The 14,655-nt window shown below is 65.1% G+C and carries 14 protein-coding genes; 7 read left to right on the plus strand and 7 right to left on the minus strand.

The window, feature by feature from the left end; all coding sequences use genetic code 11:
• Positions 1 to 70: 70 nt before the first annotated feature.
• Positions 71 to 3,583 (minus strand): DNA polymerase III subunit alpha, encoded by a 3,513-nt coding sequence (dnaE, locus tag AC07XB_RS28675; RefSeq protein WP_492373982.1) that lies wholly within the window; start codon positions 3,581 to 3,583, stop codon positions 71 to 73.
• A gap of 182 nt (positions 3,584 to 3,765) precedes the next feature.
• Between dnaE and AC07XB_RS28680 the strand changes: the two genes are divergently transcribed.
• Positions 3,766 to 4,623: a sulfurtransferase gene (locus AC07XB_RS28680; protein WP_492809929.1), complete on the plus strand. Its 858-nt coding sequence runs from the start codon at positions 3,766 to 3,768 to the stop codon at positions 4,621 to 4,623.
• Between the two features lie 15 nt (positions 4,624 to 4,638).
• On the opposite strand, the gene AC07XB_RS28685 is transcribed toward AC07XB_RS28680, so the two are convergent.
• The 5 genes from AC07XB_RS28685 to rpsP all read right to left on the minus strand — a co-directional run bounded on the left by AC07XB_RS28685 (position 4,639) and on the right by rpsP (position 7,836).
• The gene (locus AC07XB_RS28685) at positions 4,639 to 5,319 is read right to left on the minus strand and encodes an NUDIX hydrolase (RefSeq protein WP_416047866.1); all 681 of its coding nucleotides are present in this window, start codon (positions 5,317 to 5,319) and stop codon (positions 4,639 to 4,641) included.
• A 143-nt stretch (positions 5,320 to 5,462) separates the two neighbouring features.
• Entirely contained in the window at positions 5,463 to 5,870 is a 408-nt protein-coding gene (gene rplS / locus AC07XB_RS28690; protein WP_150986317.1) for a 50S ribosomal protein L19, read from the minus strand.
• Positions 5,871 to 5,945: 75 nt separating this feature from the next.
• Complete coding sequence (gene trmD / locus AC07XB_RS28695) at positions 5,946 to 6,752, minus strand: tRNA (guanosine(37)-N1)-methyltransferase TrmD (RefSeq protein ID WP_043344527.1); 807 nt, start codon at positions 6,750 to 6,752, stop codon at positions 5,946 to 5,948.
• A gap of 81 nt (positions 6,753 to 6,833) precedes the next feature.
• Complete coding sequence (rimM, locus tag AC07XB_RS28700) at positions 6,834 to 7,421, minus strand: ribosome maturation factor RimM (RefSeq protein ID WP_241754494.1); 588 nt, start codon at positions 7,419 to 7,421, stop codon at positions 6,834 to 6,836.
• A 160-nt stretch (positions 7,422 to 7,581) separates the two neighbouring features.
• Complete coding sequence (rpsP, locus tag AC07XB_RS28705) at positions 7,582 to 7,836, minus strand: 30S ribosomal protein S16 (RefSeq protein ID WP_043344523.1); 255 nt, start codon at positions 7,834 to 7,836, stop codon at positions 7,582 to 7,584.
• A 145-nt stretch (positions 7,837 to 7,981) separates the two neighbouring features.
• Between rpsP and AC07XB_RS28710 the strand changes: the two genes are divergently transcribed.
• From AC07XB_RS28710 to AC07XB_RS28730, 5 genes are all read left to right on the plus strand, one after another.
• Complete coding sequence (locus AC07XB_RS28710; RefSeq protein ID WP_492830477.1) at positions 7,982 to 9,115, plus strand: PQQ-dependent sugar dehydrogenase; 1,134 nt, start codon at positions 7,982 to 7,984, stop codon at positions 9,113 to 9,115.
• A 159-nt stretch (positions 9,116 to 9,274) separates the two neighbouring features.
• A complete protein-coding gene (locus AC07XB_RS28715; RefSeq protein WP_492373979.1) occupies positions 9,275 to 9,682 on the plus strand; it encodes a hypothetical protein in 408 nt (135 codons plus the stop codon).
• Positions 9,683 to 9,957: 275 nt separating this feature from the next.
• The gene (locus AC07XB_RS28720) at positions 9,958 to 10,443 is read left to right on the plus strand and encodes an NINE protein (protein WP_492830475.1); all 486 of its coding nucleotides are present in this window, start codon (positions 9,958 to 9,960) and stop codon (positions 10,441 to 10,443) included.
• Positions 10,444 to 10,481: 38 nt separating this feature from the next.
• The gene (locus tag AC07XB_RS28725; RefSeq protein WP_492809933.1) at positions 10,482 to 11,405 is read left to right on the plus strand and encodes a LysR family transcriptional regulator; all 924 of its coding nucleotides are present in this window, start codon (positions 10,482 to 10,484) and stop codon (positions 11,403 to 11,405) included.
• A gap of 74 nt (positions 11,406 to 11,479) precedes the next feature.
• Complete coding sequence (locus AC07XB_RS28730; RefSeq protein ID WP_492373976.1) at positions 11,480 to 12,562, plus strand: PA0069 family radical SAM protein; 1,083 nt, start codon at positions 11,480 to 11,482, stop codon at positions 12,560 to 12,562.
• 25 nt (positions 12,563 to 12,587) lie between these two features.
• On the opposite strand, the gene AC07XB_RS28735 is transcribed toward AC07XB_RS28730, so the two are convergent.
• Positions 12,588 to 13,091: an Lrp/AsnC ligand binding domain-containing protein gene (locus tag AC07XB_RS28735; RefSeq protein WP_006158394.1), complete on the minus strand. Its 504-nt coding sequence runs from the start codon at positions 13,089 to 13,091 to the stop codon at positions 12,588 to 12,590.
• A gap of 109 nt (positions 13,092 to 13,200) precedes the next feature.
• On the opposite strand from AC07XB_RS28735, the gene AC07XB_RS28740 reads away from it, so the two are divergent.
• Positions 13,201 to 14,505: a D-amino acid dehydrogenase gene (locus tag AC07XB_RS28740; protein WP_492809936.1), complete on the plus strand. Its 1,305-nt coding sequence runs from the start codon at positions 13,201 to 13,203 to the stop codon at positions 14,503 to 14,505.
• Positions 14,506 to 14,655 lie beyond the last annotated feature (150 nt).

Here is a 14,655-nt window from a genome sequence, read left to right on the forward strand (position 1 = left end):
ACGGGATGGACGGCAGCAATGCCGGTCAGGGCGGCGCTATGCCGGTACCGCCCCGCCGGCAAGCCCCGGGTCAGCCGTAGAGCATGCGGACGTTCTCGCCCGACAGGGCCGCGCGGAAGCTTGCCAGGGCATCGTCGGATGGCGTGACCAGCCACTGCCGCCCCAGTTCCGCCTCGCAGCGCGCGCCGGTGGTGGCGTAGCTCACGCGCACCGGCACGCCTGGCGCATTGGCCACACTCGCCAGGTAGGGCGTGAGCAACTCGCGCAGCAGTTCCGTGGAGGCATTGCCGTTGAACGCCAGGCCGACCGCCTCGGCGTACTTGGCGCGCGCCGCCACCAGGTCCATTACCGATTCAGCGGTGAAGCGCACGCCACCGGTAAAGGTGTCGTGACGGGCGTTGCCTTGCACGATCACCATCTCGTCCTCGCGGAACATATGGCGGTTGGCATCGAACAATTCGTTGAACACCGTCATCTCGACCTGTCCGGTACCGTCGTCAAGCAAGACAATCAGCATCTTGCCGCGCTGCGTCATCTGGGTGCGCATGCCGGTGATGACACCAGCGATGACTTTGCCACGCACGTCGCGGCCGTAGCCGCCGCCATTGCCTTGCACTTCCTTTTCCAGGCCGGCCAGCGTGCCCTTGAGGAAGCGGCCGACTTCGTCCCGATAGGCGTCGAACAGGTGGCCGGAGAAGTAATAGCCCAGCGCCTGCTTTTCTTCCTGCAGCATGCGCTTGGGCGCCCAGGCCGGTTCGTCGACCAGCGAGGGGCGGTGCGATTCGCCGGCGTCAGCCATCAGGTCGAACAGCGACACCTGGTTGGCTGACTCGGCCTTCTGCTCGGCGGCTTCCATGGCACGCGACACCGAGGCCAGCAACTGGCCGCGATTGGCGTTGAGGCTGTCGAAGGCGCCGGCGCGAATCAGCGCCTCGATGGTGCGGCGGTTGACCTGGCGGCGGTCGACGCGCTCGCAGAAATCGAACAGGTCGGCAAAGGGCTTTTCCTCGCGGGCGCGCAGGATGTCCTCGATGGCACCCTGCCCCGAGCCCTTGATGCCGCCAAGGCCGTAGCGGATGGTCTTGGCATCGGTCGGCGCGAAGCGGTATTCGCTGGCGTTGACGTCAGGCGGCAGCACCTGGAGCTTGTTGAGCTTGCAATCGTCAAAGAGGATCTTGACCTTGTCGGTGTCGTCCATGGCGAGCGACATATTCGCAGCCATGAACGCGGCTGGATGGTGCGCCTTGAGCCAGGCCGTGTAGTAGGCCAGCAACGCGTAAGCGGCCGCGTGCGATTTGTTGAAGCCGTAGCCCGCGAACTTTTCCATCAGGTCGAAGGTGTCGTCCGCCTTCTCGGCGGTCAGGCCGTTCTTGGCCGCACCCTCGCGGAACAGCTCGCGGTGCTGGGCCATTTCCTCGGCCTTCTTCTTGCCCATGGCGCGGCGCAGCAAGTCGGCGCCGCCCAGCGAGTAGCCGCCGATGATCTGCGCCATCTGCATCACCTGCTCCTGGTAGACCATGATGCCATAGGTCTCCTTGAGCACCGGCTCGACGCGCGGGTCCGGGTACTCCACCTTCTCGCGGCCGTGCTTACGGGCGCAGAAGCTGGGGATCAGGTCCATCGGGCCTGGGCGGTAGAGTGCCACCAGCGCGATGATGTCCTCAAAGCGGTCAGGCTTGGCGTCCTTCAGCATGCCCTGCATGCCGCGGCTTTCCAGCTGGAACACGGCGACCGTGTTGGCCGTCTTGAGGATGTCGAATGCCTTGCTGTCGTCGAGCGGGATGTGGCTGCAGTTCCAGTCCGCCATGGACGGATCGAGCCTGCGGATATAGCGCTCGGCCCAGTCCAGGATGGTCAGCGTGGTCAGGCCCAAGAAGTCGAACTTGACCAGGCCGGCGGCTTCCACGTCGTCCTTGTCGTACTGGCTGACCACACCGCTCATGCCGTCGTTCTGCGCGCCCTGGGTATAGAGCGGGCAGAAATCCGTCAGCTTGCCCGGGGCGATCAGCACGCCGCCGGCGTGCATGCCGACGTTACGCGTCATGCCTTCCACGCGCTGCGCCAGCTCCAGCAGCTGGCGCACTTCTTCTTCGTTCTTCTCGCGCTCGGTCAGGAGCGGCTCTTCCTTCTTGGCTTCCTCGATGGTGACGAGCTTGCCCGGCTTGAAAGGAATCAGCTTGGCGATGCCGTCGACAAAGCCATAGCCCAGGTCGAGCACGCGGCCCACGTCGCGCACCGCGGCCTTGGCGGCCATGGTGCCGAAGGTGGCGATCTGCGATACCGCGGCGTGGCCGTACTTCTCCTTCACGTACGTGATAACGCGATCGCGCCCCTGCTGGCAGAAGTCGATGTCGAAGTCGGGCATTGAAACCCGTTCCGGGTTCAGGAACCGCTCGAACAGCAGCGCGTACTTGAGCGGATCCAGATCGGTAATACCGAGCGCATAGGCCACCAGCGAACCAGCGCCGGAGCCCCGTCCCGGCCCGACCGGCACGCCGTTGTTCTTAGCCCAGTTGATAAAGTCCGCCACGATCAGGAAGTAGCCGGGGAAGCCCATCTTGATGATGGTACCGGTCTCGAACTCCAGCCTCGCGTAGTACTCGGGGCGCTTGGCCTCGCGCACGGCTTCGTCGGGGAACAGCACCACCATGCGCTTTTCCAGGCCTTCCTTGGCCAGGTGCACAAGGTAATCGTCGAGCGACATGCCGTCGGGCGTCGGAAACAGCGGCAGGCGCGGCTTGCCCAGTTCCAGCGTGAGGTTGCAGCGGCGCGCGATCTGCACCGCGTTTTCCAGCGCGGACGGGATGTCGGCGAACAGCGCGCACATCTCGTCCTGGGTCTTGAAATACTGGTCGGTGGTGAAGCGCCGCACGCGGCGGGGGTTAGCCAGCAGCTCCCCTTCGGCGATGCAGGTGCGAGCCTCGTGCGCCGTGAAATCGTCAGGCGTCATGAACTGCACCGGGTGCGTCGCCACCACCGGCAAGCCCAGCCTGGCCGCCAACTGCACCGCCTGCTGCACATAGGCATCAGTGCCGGGCAGGCCTGCACGCTGCAGCTCGATATAGAAGCGCTGCGGGAACACCTTTGCCCAATGCGCGGCGGCCTGCGCCGCGGCCGCATCGTTGCCATTGGCCAGCGCCATGCCGATGTCACCGCCCATCGCGCCAGACAGCGCAATCAGGCCGGTGGCCAGCGGCTGGCCCTCTTCGCCGGCTTCGTCGAACCAGGCGGGGTCGATCTCGGCGCGGCCGCGGTACTGGTTGGAAAGCCACGCGCGCGACAGCAGCACGCAGAGATTGAGGTAGCCAATCCGGTCCCGGACCAACAGCAGCAAGCGCGTCGGCTTGTCGCGATCGTCGGCGTTGGTCAGCCAGACGTCGGCGCCAACCACGGGCTTGACGCCGCCGCCGCGCGCTTCCTTGTAGAAGCGGATCAGGCCGAAGGCATTGGCCAGGTCGGTCAGGGCGAGCGCGCCCATGCCATCGGCGGCCGCAGCCTTGACGGCATCGTCCAGGCGCACGATGCCGTCGACGACGGAGTATTCGGAATGAAGACGGAGATGAACGAAGCGAGGTGCAGACATGGCCGTAATTGTACCGGCTCGGCATGTCCGCGCCTGCCTTCTTTGCGCTACGAGCCCGACGGCAATACTGAGCCAGGCGCTCGGAAAAGCCCGGCAGGAGGCCTGCGAGGCGCTATAATTTCGCCTTTCCAATCAGGCAGTTACCGCGCGCTCGCAAGGCGCGGTCCCGTCGCGCGCCACCTATGCAGATCGTAAACATCTCCGCTTACAAGTTCGTCTCACTGGACGATATCCCGGTCTTGCGCCCGGAAATGCGCGCGCGCTGTGAAGCACACGGGCTCAAGGGCACGATCCTGCTCGCGCCGGAAGGCATCAACCTGTTCCTCGCCGGCGTGCGCGAGGCCATCGACGGCTTCCTCGCCTGGCTGCATGCCGACCCGCGCTTTGCCGATATCGAGCCCAAGGAGAGCCTGTCGGAAAACCAGCCCTTCAAGCGCATGCTGGTGCGTGAGAAGAAGGAAATCATCACCATGAAGATGCCGCTGATCCGCCCCGAAGCCGGTCGGGCGCCGGCGGTGACGCCAGTCGAGCTCAAGCGCTGGCTGGACCAGGGCCACGACGATGCCGGCCGCCCTGTGGTGATGCTGGATACACGCAACGCCTTTGAGGTCGCCGTCGGCACGTTCGAGCAGGCGGTCGATTACGACATCGCCAAGTTCAGCGATTTTCCGCCAGCCATTGCCGCGCACAAGGCGGAGTTCGCGGGCAAGACCATCGTGTCGTTCTGCACCGGCGGCATTCGCTGCGAGAAGGCCGCCATCCACATGCAGGAAGCCGGCATCGAGCATGTCTACCAGCTAGAGGGGGGCATCCTGAAGTATTTCGAGGAAGTGGGTGGCAGCCACTATCAGGGCGACTGCTTTGTCTTCGACTACCGCACCGCGCTGAACCCCAACCTGGAGCCGGCTGGCCCCAAGCAGTGTTTTGCCTGCCGCGCCGTGGTCACCGCCGAAGAGCAGCAAAGCCCGCACTACGTGGTGGGCCAGAGCTGCCCGCACTGCATCGGGGAAGGCACCGGGACGGCAGCGGCGGCCGCCTGAGCGCGCTGGCGTCCCTCAGGCGGCCAGCAAGTGGTAGAGGTTGCGCAGCATGCCGGCGGTGGCGCCCCAGATAAACCGGTGGCCGCCATCCTCGCGCGGGAACGGCATGGCGTAGAACAGCCGCTCGCCGTCCACCCAGCGAAACAGGCGCTGCTCGTGATGCGACGGGTCCATCAGGAAACCTAGCGGCACTTCAAACACATCGGCAACCTCGCGCGCATCGGGCCGCAGCGTGAAGCCGTCGCGGACCAGGCCCACCACCGGGCTCACATGGAAGCCGGTGCCGGTGATGTAGTCGGGCAAGCTGCCCAGCACCTCCACATAATCGCGCGCCAGCCCCACCTCTTCCTCCGTTTCGCGCAGTGCCGTCGCCGTCCGGTCGATATCGAACGCTTCGTGGCGGCCGCCGGGGAAACTGATTTGCCCGGCGTGCGCGCTCAGGTTGGCGTTGCGCTCGGTCAGCAGCACGGTCAGCCCATCCTCACGCTCCACCAACGGTACCAGCACGGCTGCATCGCGCAGCTTCAGGCTGCGGTCATAGGCGCGCGACTCATCGGTCAGCTCGGGGTCCCAGGCAGGGGGCGACTGGAGCCGATGGCGGATGAATTCCGGGCGCAGGCGCACGTCGGCCAGCGGCGGGTGCCGCGTGTCGGTGGCGACGATGGGGAGGGATTCGGGATCAAAGGCAGGACGCATAATCGTTGCGAGTATGACAGAAGCCGGCCAAACCGTTTGTGCTGCGACGCGGCAAACGTGGCACGCGGAGATGCAAAAAGGGCACCCGAAGGTGCCCTTTTTGCGCAGCCTCGACCGGCAAGCCGATCGAGGCGACTGGCGGCTTACTGAGCAGCAGCAGCCTTGGCAGCAGCCTTGGCCGGTGCCGACTTGTATGCCAGCTTTTCCTTGATCCGCGCGGACTTGCCCGAACGCTGACGCAGGTAGTACAGCTTGGCGCGGCGGACGTCGCCACGGCGCTTCACTTCGATCGCTGCGATCAGCGGCGAGTACAGCTGGAACGTACGTTCCACGCCTTCACCCGACGAAATCTTGCGCACGATGAAGGACGAATTCAGGCCACGATTGCGCTTGGCAATCACGACGCCTTCATAAGCCTGGACGCGCTTGCGGTTACCTTCCACCACGTTCACGCTGACGATCACGGTGTCGCCGGGTGCGAATGCGGGGATGGTCTTGTTCGCGGTCAGACGCGCGATTTCGTCTTTCTCGATCAGCTCGATGATGTTCATCGTTTCTTCTCCTTGTCCATCATGCCGACGTTGTATGCCCCAGGCATGGCCTGGGCCCCGGCAGAGGATGGGGTTTCACTTGGCGGGAGCGAGCTCCCGCCCTTCTTTCGCCAGCCATGTCGACAGGAATTTCTCGTCGACCCGGCTCAGCAACCCTTGACTGCGCGCTGCCTCGATCAGATCGGGGCGCTTCTTCGCAGTATTGGCCAGCGCCTGCTGGCGCCGCCACTTCTCGATCTCGGCATGATGGCCCCCGAGCAAGATATCGGGCACCCGCACACCTTCGTATTCTTCTGGCCGCGTGTAGTGCGGACAATCCAGCAGCCCGTTGACGAAGCTGTCCTGAACCGCCGACTGGGCATCGCCCAACACACCCGGCAAATGCCTGACCACCGCGTCGATCACGGCCATGGCCGGCAGCTCGCCACCGGATAGCACGAAATCGCCGAGGCTGATTTCCTCATCGACCCGACGCTCGATCAACCGCTGGTCAATCGCTTCGTAGCGTCCGCACAGCATCACCAGGCCTGGACGCTGTGCCAGTGACATCACCTTTTGGTGCGTCAGCGGCGCGCCTTGCGGCGACATCAGCACCACGTGCGGCCGCACCGGCGCCTCCTGGCCCTCCGGCTTGGCCTGCGCCGCCTGCTGGGCGGAACACGCCGCGTCGATGGCATCTTCCAGCGGCTTGGCCAGCATCACCATGCCAGGGCCGCCGCCGTAGGGGCGATCGTCGATGGTACGGTAGTTGTCGCTGGTGAAGTCGCGTGGATTCCAGGTGCGCAACGTGTAGCGCTGCTGCTTTGCCGCCCGGCTGGTAATGCCCCAGTCGGTCAGCGCGCGAAACATCTCGGGAAACAGCGTGATCACGTCGAACTGCATCCGCCTCTCCCTTTACTTGCCCACCACTCGCCCACCGGCTATCGCCGGCCAAGCGCCCTTGCCTTCAGCAGCCCGGGCCGCTCAGTAATCCAGGCCCCAGTCCACCACCACGCGCCGGGCCGAGATATCGACCGAGCGCAGGAATGCGTCGACAAAGGGAATCAGGCGCTCACCCGCCTTGCCATCGGGCAAGGCATGCGCCACCTGCAGGATCTGGTGCGCACCGTTGTCGATCAGCCCGGACACTTCGCCCAGCGACTCGCCCTGCTCATTGAACACGGCACAGCCAATCAGATCGACCCAGTAGAATTCGTTCTCATCCGGCGCGGGGAAGTCCTCGCGACGAATCCAGACACGGCGCCCCTTGAGCGCCTCCGAGTGGTTGCGCTCGGACACGCCGCTCGCCTGGGCCACTACGGTACCGCTGTGCTCGCGGGACTGCACGATCTTCACGCACAAGGCCTCGGAGGCCACGGCATCTGCCGCGCCAACCAGGCCGGTTGGCGGCGGTTTGAGCAGCCACCAGCGGCGCGCGTGCAACAGCGCGCTTGCATCGTCGGCATGCGGCTGGACCTTGATCCAGCCCCGTATCCCATAAGCCGCACCGATATAACCGACCTCGATCAGGTCGTCCGGCAGCTTATCGGTATACGCCAGCGCAGCCGGCAACCCGGTTGCACCGCGCTTGAGACTGGGCTTTTCCTGCTCACCGGCCTCGCGCCGGGCCGAGGGCTCGAGCGGCACATTGAGTGGCCGCCGCGCCGGGGCGCCTTGCTTGCGTTCTGTCACGTGTCGTTTGCCACGCGTCGCGAAACGCGCGTCACAACAATCAGGCTGCAGCCTTGGCGGCGTTTTGCTTGACCAGACGGGCAACCGTCGGCGACAGCTGGGCGCCAACGCCGGTCCAGTACGTCAGGCGGTCTTGCACCAGACGCAGGCCTTCTTCGCTTGCCGAAGCCAGGGGGTTGTAGAAACCAATACGCTCGATGAAACGGCCATCGCGACGATTACGCGAGTCAGCAGCGACGATATTGAAGAAGGGGCGCTTCTTGCTGCCACCGCGAGCCAGACGGATTACGACCATGGGTTTGATTCCTCAGAAAACTTGATGTTCGAACACGAAACGCAAGAGTATAGACCAAATTCCGAGGCCAAACAAACACTTAGAGCGATTGACGCGACACCCGGCCGCAGGCATCGTGGTGAAAACCCCGACAGGAGAGCTCGCCATGCGATTTCATCTTCACATTCGCAGCTTCCGAACCCTGCTCGCGAGCACTTTCTCGGCGTTCGCAGCCGCGATCTGGTTCAGCCCCAATGCCAACGCCGCCCTGCCGCTGGATCAGATCCAGCTGCCCCCAGGCTTTCACATCGAATTGCTGAGCGCGGAGGTGCCGGAAGCCCGTGGCATGACCCTGTCGCCGGCAGGCACGCTCTTCATCGGCACCCGCAGCGAAGGCAAGGTGTATGCGATCCGCAACCCGCTGGCGCCCGCCCCGAAGGTGAAGACTATCGCCACCGGCCTGACCATGCCGGTGGGCGTGGCCTTCCGCAACGGCGCGCTGTACGCCTCCTCGACCTCGCAGATCGTCCGGCTGGATGATATCGATGCCCGCCTGGACAACCCGCCCAAACCCATCGTGGTAAGTGATCGCTTTCCCTCCGAAACGCACCACGGGTGGAAGTTTATCGCCTTTGGCCCGGATGGATATCTGTACGTGCCGGTCGGCGCGCCGTGCAATATCTGCGCGCCCGACGAGAACCGTTACGCCAACATCATGAAGATGAAGCCGGACGGCACCGACTTGCAGGTCGTGGCCAGGGGGGTGCGCAACTCGGTAGGCTTTGACTGGCACCCGGCCACCCGGCAGCTCTGGTTCACCGACAACGGGCGCGACATGTTGGGGGACGATGTGCCCGACGACGAGCTCAACCACCTTACCCGGGCGGGCCAGCATTTCGGCTACCCGTACTGCCACGCCGGCAGCGTCCCCGACCCCGAGTTCGGCAAGCAGCGCGCCTGCTCCGAGTTCGAGCCGCCGGCCGCAAAGCTGGGCGCGCATGTCGCCGCGCTCGGCATGCGCTTTTATACCGGCACGCAATTCCCCGCCGAGTACCGCAACAGCATTTTCATTGCCGAACACGGCAGCTGGAACCGGACCAAGCCGGTCGGCTACCGCGTCGTCCGGGTGGTACTGAATGAGCGCGGCCAGGTGGTGCGCCAGGAGGTGTTCGCGCGAGGCTGGCTGCAGGGCGACAAACCCTGGGGCCGGCCTGCCGATGTCCAGGTTGCCCCGGACGGTTCGCTGCTGGTCAGCGACGACATGGCGGGCGCGGTCTATCGCATCCGCTACGCACCCTGAGCCCTTGCCGCGCGCCGGATACAGCCCGGCCCCCAGGACAGTGGAGAAACAATCCGTTACACCGGTAACGGCTTTAGCATAGGCGCACCGAAGACGCGTGCGTACCATGAACCCATATCTCGAACAACCTCACCACGCGACAGGATACTGGGATTCCGCATGCTCCCCCGCACCCTCCTGCGCGACTCGGTGGCTGGCATCCTGTTGGCCGTTTCCTTGCTCGGCCTCAATGCTGTCAGCCATGCACAGGTCGCGTTTTGGCAACATGGCCGGCCCGAAGGCCGGATTGTGAGCAATGCGCATGGCCAGCCAGGCCACGGCGCATGGGAAATGGCGAGTGTACGCGCGGAACGGCAAGACCATGTGCGTGCCCAGATCGAACGAATGGAAGCCCGCGCGCGCGCCGATGACCGCCTGAATGGCCGCCCCCTGCCACCTCAGGAACGCGACGATGAACGCAACCGGCAGTCGGATCGCAATATGCAAGGCGACAACGGGCGTGGCGAGCAGCGCGGCTCCGGCATGGGCCCGGGCTGGCAAGCGCGCGGACGAGACGGCGGCCGCTAGGCACGCCCCCCCCCTCCTCACTGTCTTCCATGGCTGATTGCCGTGCCCACGGCAATCACGCTCTACTCTCTACTTGCCCCCTCCTCGACGATATGCCGCGAAAGAAACTCTCGCGGGCATCCGCGTCCGACCCGCAAAGCTTCCTGCCCTGCTCCGCCGGAGTCCGCCCTCGGTTGAGGCCGGCGTACAATGAGCGCCGGCGCCAGCCTGGCTGGCATTCACCTGAATTGCGCTTGCCGGCCGCCCCTGCCGGTCATTAACCTAGCTGTCGCCCCATGCCCGCCGCTACCCAAGTTTCAGCCACCGCTGCCCCCAAGCCGCTTCAGGGCAAATCCAAACTGATCACGGTCGCACTGGCCTTCCTGTTCGGCACCGTGGGCCTGCATCGCTTCTACCTGGGTGGCTTGCGCGATAAGTTTGCCTGGGCGCACCTGCTGGCGGCACTCGCCGGGGTCATCGGCGTCATGTCGATGCAAACTGGCGCCGGCTCGCCGGCCCTGAACTGGACCTTCGCCATTGCCGGCGGCACGTCGGTGATCAGCGCCTTCCTGGCGGCCATCGTGTATGGCCTGCGCCCCGACGACAAATGGGATGCCCGCTTCAACCCGCATGGCACGCCAACCCGTTCGGGCTGGCCCGTCGTGATCCTCGTCATCCTGTCCCTGCTGATCGGCACCGGCCTGCTGATGGCGGGCTTGGCCATCAGTTTCCAGACTTTCTTCGAATCCCAGGTCGAAGCCGCGCGCGCCTTGTCGCAATAAGCCTCAGGTCCCAGGCCCAGCCCCCCCCCCCGGCGCCGATGCACTTCGACCTGCTGGACATCGCCGTGTTCGTGCGCGCAGCGTCGCTGGGCAACCTCTCGGCAGCGGCGCGCGATCTCGGGTTATCCACCTCCTCGGCCAGCAGCCGCCTGGCCCAGCTCGAGCAGCGGCTCGGCACGCGGCTGCTGCACCGGACCACGCGCCGCATCTCCCTGACCGGCGAGGGTGAGCGCTTCCTCGAACATGCCGCGCATTTGCTCGACACAGCCGGCCAGGCCGCGCAATCAGTGGGCCGCGGCGCGCAGGCGCCCCAGGGGCAGTTGCGGGTCACGGTGCCCGCCTCTTTTGGCCGCCAGCACGTCTCGCCGGCCATCCCTGCCTTTCTCGCCGCCTACCCGGGACTGACGCTGGACCTGCGCCTGACCGACCAGGTGATCGGCCTGGTCGAGGCCGGCGTCGACGTGGCATTACGCATGGGTGCGTTGCCGGACTCATCCCTGGTGGCACGCCCCCTGGCCCCTAGCCATCGCGCCGTTTGCGCTTCGCCTGGCTATCTTGCTGCGCACGGCACGCCCCGGCATCCCGAAGAGTTGCGCCACCACAATTGCATCGTGCTGGGCGACCAGTCCTCCTGGCAGTTCGACACGGCGCTAGGCAAGACAGCAGTAGCGGTCGCCGGCAACCTGCGCACGGACAACGGCGAAGTCATCCGGGATGCGATCCTGGCTGGCATGGGGCTGGCGCTCAAGTCGACCTGGGACGTTGGCCCTTACCTGCGCAGCGGCGCGCTGGTCCGCGTGCTCCCCGATTACCCGGTGCTGCCGGCCGTGTCGATCTGGGCGGTCTATCCCAGCCGCCGCCAGGTGCCCGCGAAGACGCACGCATTTATCGATTTCTTTGCTGCGCGCTTCGGCTCCCCACCCTACTGGGATAGCCCAGAGGCCACGGCTCCCGCCCCGTAAAAAACACAGCTTGGCTCCCTACGCGAAGTACTGTATAAATATACAGTATCAACTGTAGCCACAGGACCGCCGACGTGCCGACCCGACCACCCTCCTCCAGCCCGCTGAAAGGCCGGGCGGCGCGCTCGAACGACGTCAGCCGGTTCGACGCCTGGACCCGCGAACGGGTCGCCGACGAGTCCCAAGCCTTCGATGAGCCAGAGACACCCCAAATCCAGACCATTGTCTTCACGGAGAAGGCCAAACGCATCGTCTCGCGCAACCAATCGCCAGACCTGCCGTTCGACGCGTCCATCAACCCGTACCGCGGGTGCGAGCATGGCTGTATCTATTGCTATGCCCGGCCCAGCCACGCCTATCTGGGGCTTTCGCCGGGCCTCGACTTCGAAACCCGCCTGTACGCAAAAGACAACGCCGCCGCCTTGCTCGAGGCCGAACTGGCTCACCGCAACTACGTACCGACGGTAATCGCGCTGGGGGCCAATACAGATCCTTACCAACCCATCGAGCGGGATCTCAAGATCACGCGCGGCATCCTGGAAGTGCTGGAGCGATTCAACCATCCGGTGGCCATCACGACCAAGTCGGGCGTGGTCACGCGCGACATCGACATCCTGCAGCGCATGGCGGCCAAGAACCTGGTCCGGGTCCATATGTCGGTCACATCGCTCAAGAACGAGATCGCCCGCACGCTGGAGCCCCGCGCAAGCGCGCCGGCGCGCCGCCTGGCCGCCATCGCTTCCCTGAGCGAGGCCGGCATCCCGGTGGGGGTGATGGTGGCGCCAGTCATTCCGAGCCTGACCGATCCGGAAATGGAGTCCATCCTTGACGCCGGCGCCAGGGCCGGCGCGAAAACCGCGGCGTATATCCTGCTGCGCCTGCCGCGCGAGGTGGAGCAGTTGTTCTCAGAGTGGCTGGCCACCTACCATCCGCTGCGCGCCCGGCACGTCGAAAGCCTGGTCGCGCAAATGCGCGGAGGCCGGGCCTACGACTCACGGTTCGGCACGCGCATGACCGGCACCGGCATCTTTGCCGAACTGCTGCGCAAGCGCTTCAAGCTGGCCTGCCAGCGCTTCGGGCTCAATGCTGAGCGCCACCCTCTCACCATCGAACATTTCTCCCAGGCGAGCGCCGCGCCGCAGATGTCGCTGTTCTAGGCCGGATGCGCAGGACAGCGAGGCTTCAGGCGTGCGGCGCCTTCTCGTCGACCGCGATCGCCAGCGTTTCCTTGATCTCTTCCATCACCACGTAACTCTTGGACTGGGCGGCGCCCGGCAACTGCAACAGGATGTCGCCCAGCAGGCGGCGGTACTCGCCGATCTCGCGGATGCGCGCCTTGATCAGGTAGTCGAAATCGCCCGAGACCAGATGGCACTCCAGTACTTCCGGAATGCGCGACACCTCGCGGCGGAACTGCTCGAACATATTGCCGGACTTGTTGCCCAGCGAGATCTCGACAAACACCAGCAAGCCGCTGCCGAGCAGCGCGGGATTCAGGCGCGCGTAGTAGCCCATGATGACGCCGTCACGCTCCATGCGCTTGACCCGCTCGATGCATGGCGTGATGGTCAGGCCAACCGCTTCCGCCAGTTCCTTCATCGACATACGCCCGTCCGCCTGGAGCAAGGCCAGGATCTTCCGATCCAGCCGGTCCAGGCTACGCACGGGCTGACGACTCGTTCTCATTAGTTATTCCTGTTTCTCTGAAAATTACAATAACTATGACTGCTCATATTTAAATAGTATAGATGTAAATACTTTATCCACTCTATTTCTTGGTTGCGAGCCCCCGACTATGCGCGTTCTCGTTCTTGGCAGTGGCGTAATTGGCGTTACCAGCGCCTGGTACCTGGCCCGTGCCGGCCATGAAGTCACCGTGATCGACCGAGAGGCCGCACCCGCGCTGGGGACCAGTTTCGCCAACGCCGGCCAGATCTCCCCGGGCTATGCGTCGCCCTGGGCCGCACCCGGCGTGCCGCTCAAAGCCATCAAGTGGATGTTCCAGGAGCACGCACCGCTGTCCATCAAACCGGACGGCACGCTGTTCCAGCTGCAATGGATGTGGCAGATGCTGATGAACTGCAGCGCTGAGCGCTATGCGGTCAACAAGGAACGCATGGTGCGCCTGGCCGAGTACAGCCGCGACTGCATCGTCGCCCTGCGCGCCGATACCGGCATCGCCTACGAAGGCCGCCAGCAAGGCACGCTGCAAGTCTTCCGCACCGCCGAGCAGCTCGACGGCGCCGCCAAGGACATTGCCGTGCTGGAGCAAGCCGGCGTGCCCTACCAGTTGCTATCGCGCGAGGAACTCGCCGCCAGCGAACCGGCCCTGGCCGCCGTCAGCCACAAGCTGACCGGCGGCCTGCGGCTACCCAACGATGAAACCGGCGACTGCCAGCTGTTCACCCGGCAACTCGCCGCCATGGCCGAAGGCCTGGGCGTGCAGTTCCAATACAACCGCTCCATCGACGGGCTGCTGACCAAGGGTGATGCCGTTACCGGCGCCATGGTGGGCGGCGAGCCTGTCATGGCCGACCTGGTCGTGGTGGCATTGGGCAGCTGGTCGACACCGTTCGTGAAGAATTTCCTGCCGGGCCTGTCGAACCTGCCGGTGTATCCACTCAAGGGCTTCTCGCTCACGGTGCCGATGACCAATGCCGATCGCAGCCCCGTTTCCACGGTGCTCGACGAAACCTTCAAGGTGGCAATCACCCGCTTCGACGATCGCATCCGCGTGGGCGGCATGGCGCAGATCGTGGGCTACGACCGCACGCTCGACCCGGCCAAGCGCCGCACCCTGGAGCATGTGGTCACGGACCTGTTCCCGGGCGCGGGCGATGTCAGCCGTGCCAGCTTCTGGACTGGCCTGCGCCCGATGACGCCGGATGGCACGCCCATCGTCGGCCCCACGCAGGTCAAGGGCCTGTGGCTCAATACCGGCCATGGCACGCTGGGCTGGACCATGGCCTGCGGCTCGGGCAAGCTGCTGTCGGACCTGGTGTCCGGCACCTCGCCGGCGATCCGCGCGGACGACCTCTCGGTGGCTCGCTATCTCAAGCCAGCGAGAACGCACGCCGCCCCGCGCCACGCAGCGGCCTGATCCGCGCATCGGTTTCGAGGAAGTAAAAAAGGCGACCCGCGGGTCGCCTTTTGCTTGCCTGGACCAGGAAGACCTCAGAACTGCGCTTCGCTCAACGCATTGACCGGCACCGCGCCCGCCACGATGGCATCGCGCAAACCCGATGCCTGT

The sequence above is a fragment of the Cupriavidus sp. GW821-FHT02F09 genome (assembly GCF_059421605.1).

Excerpts from the sequence above, each read along its gene's own strand:
- dnaE (WP_492373982.1), bottom strand. The coding sequence starts at position 3,583 with ATGTCTGCACCTCGCTTCGTTCATCTCCGTCTTCATTCCGAATACTCC.
- AC07XB_RS28680 (WP_492809929.1), top strand. The coding sequence starts at position 3,766 with ATGCAGATCGTAAACATCTCCGCTTACAAGTTCGTCTCACTGGACGAT.
- AC07XB_RS28685 (WP_416047866.1), bottom strand. The coding sequence starts at position 5,319 with ATGCGTCCTGCCTTTGATCCCGAATCCCTCCCCATCGTCGCCACCGAC.
- rplS (WP_150986317.1), bottom strand. The coding sequence starts at position 5,870 with ATGAACATCATCGAGCTGATCGAGAAAGACGAAATCGCGCGTCTGACC.
- trmD (WP_043344527.1), bottom strand. The coding sequence starts at position 6,752 with ATGCAGTTCGACGTGATCACGCTGTTTCCCGAGATGTTTCGCGCGCTG.
- rpsP (WP_043344523.1), bottom strand. The coding sequence starts at position 7,836 with ATGGTCGTAATCCGTCTGGCTCGCGGTGGCAGCAAGAAGCGCCCCTTC.
- AC07XB_RS28710 (WP_492830477.1), top strand. The coding sequence starts at position 7,982 with ATGCGATTTCATCTTCACATTCGCAGCTTCCGAACCCTGCTCGCGAGC.
- AC07XB_RS28715 (WP_492373979.1), top strand. The coding sequence starts at position 9,275 with ATGCTCCCCCGCACCCTCCTGCGCGACTCGGTGGCTGGCATCCTGTTG.
- AC07XB_RS28720 (WP_492830475.1), top strand. The coding sequence starts at position 9,958 with ATGCCCGCCGCTACCCAAGTTTCAGCCACCGCTGCCCCCAAGCCGCTT.
- AC07XB_RS28725 (WP_492809933.1), top strand. The coding sequence starts at position 10,482 with ATGCACTTCGACCTGCTGGACATCGCCGTGTTCGTGCGCGCAGCGTCG.
- AC07XB_RS28735 (WP_006158394.1), bottom strand. The coding sequence starts at position 13,091 with ATGAGAACGAGTCGTCAGCCCGTGCGTAGCCTGGACCGGCTGGATCGG.
- AC07XB_RS28740 (WP_492809936.1), top strand. The coding sequence starts at position 13,201 with ATGCGCGTTCTCGTTCTTGGCAGTGGCGTAATTGGCGTTACCAGCGCC.